Annotated in this window: 2 rRNA genes; both read left to right on the top strand. The window is 34.5% G+C overall.

Going from position 1 to position 851, the window contains the following annotated elements:
• A 23S ribosomal RNA gene (locus MVY38_RS07515) occupies positions 1 to 214 on the top strand; the annotation flags it as partial.
• 240 nt (positions 215 to 454) lie between these two features.
• Positions 455 to 570 (top strand): 5S ribosomal RNA (gene rrf / locus MVY38_RS07520).
• Positions 571 to 851: the final 281 nt, after the last annotated feature.

Genomic DNA, 851 nt, shown 5'->3' on the forward strand with positions numbered 1-851 from the left:
AACGAACCACTAGTGCACCAATTGTTCTGCCAAGAGCATAGTTGGGTAGCTACGTTCGGATGAGATAACCGCTGAAGGCATCTAAGCGGGAAGCCAACTCCAAGATTAATCATCCCTGAAGATCCCAAGAAGACTACTTGGTTGATAGGCTGGGTGTGTAATCGATGTAAGTCGTTTAGCTGACCAGTACTAATAGATCGTTTGTTTTTTATTTTATCTTTCAAAGACACTACCTTATTAAGTGTAAACACTCAATAAGTATTATCTTGAAGATGTTTTAAAGCATATAACCCTTAATTAGCAATTTAACCATTACGATAGACTCTTAACTATGTTATGTATTAACATACCAGTATTGACTCCAACTATGGAACTACTTCAATACACTTTAATTAACTCAAAGCTTACACAAGCTAAGAAACATAAGTATATTCGGAATATATTTATGTTTCTTAGAGGTGGGCTTAGAGGGAGGGTTATACCTGGCTCCATTCCGAACCCAGAAGTCAAGCCTCCCATCGCCGATAATACTTATCCTGTCTGGATTGGGAATGTAGGTCGCTGCCTCTTTGAGTTTCTTTCTTTTTCTTATTTCTTTTTTTTCCTTTACGGTTTTTTATTTTTACTTACTTATAACGCTACCTCTTTTTATATATATTATCACATTTATTACACTTCTTTATACTATACTTTTGGGTGAGTTTTTTACTCATATACTATTTTCTAAGGAATATAAATGAAAAAAATACTAGTGATGTTGGCGTTAACGCTTTCATTTTTGTCTGCGATTAATGTTCAGACAGCTTCAAAAGATGAATTAATGTGTATTAAGGGTATTGGTGAGAAAAAAG

This window comes from Sulfurimonas sp. (assembly GCF_027056685.1).
GTDB lineage: Bacteria > Campylobacterota > Campylobacteria > Campylobacterales > Sulfurimonadaceae > Sulfurimonas.